The 862-nt window shown below is 50.2% G+C and carries 1 pseudogene; it reads left to right on the forward strand.

Annotation, left to right across the window (positions count from 1 at the left end):
• Window positions 1-862: pseudogene (locus tag DVK07_RS19885) on the forward strand (DNA methyltransferase); the annotation flags it as partial.

The following is an 862-nucleotide window of genomic DNA, read 5'->3' on the forward strand; positions in this document are numbered from 1 at the left end:
ACTGGTACGTTTTCCTCAATGTGGGATATGGTTCTCAAGGGTGTAGAATACGCCTCTTCGCCTACAGAACGGTATGTGGAAGGAGATGAAACACTAGAAACGGGGAAATTCGCAATGCCCATCGGCAAAAATGCTGAGGTCTTTCAGGGAGATATGCGGCAGATGAACTACCAAAACGAATTTGACGCTGTTATTACTGACCCCCCTTATTACGATAATATCATATATTCTGAGGTTTCAGACTTCTTTTACGTCTGGCTGAAGATTCTTCTTAAAGAGGAGTACCCTGGGTTCAATCAGAATAAAACACCGCGTGGAGATTCTATTGTTACAAACCCTTACTTGGACAAGACAGCTGAGGATTTCGAGTCAGAACTTGGTCAAGCATTCTCGGTCATCAAACGAGCACTCAAAGAAGATGGCACACTCACGTTCACTTACCATCACAGCGATTCGGAGTCCTGGGGGGAACTTCTTGAATCACTCTGCAATGTCGGGTTCGAAGTGACGGCGACATACCCAATCACTGCCGATATTAACAAATTCATTCAGGGCGAGGCAGTCTCATTCGATATTGTCGTCGTCGCTCGCCCTATCGACGAGACAGAGCCAGCCTCTTGGAACTCACTCCGCCGCGACATCTACCGGACAGCCCGCCGCACCCGCAAGCAACTCGAAGAGAACCGCGATCTCTCTCGCGGCGACATCGGCGTGATGGAGATGGGTGCGTGTTTCCGCGAATACTCCAAGCATCACGGGAAGGTCCAACGCGACGGCGAGATTATGTCCGCCAAGGAAGTCGTCCAGGAGATCTACGGCATCATCCAAGAGGCAAGCGACATCGGCGTCGAGGACGTGTTCA

Source organism: Halorubrum sp. Atlit-26R (genome assembly GCF_003666015.1).
Taxonomy (GTDB): domain Archaea; phylum Halobacteriota; class Halobacteria; order Halobacteriales; family Haloferacaceae; genus Halorubrum.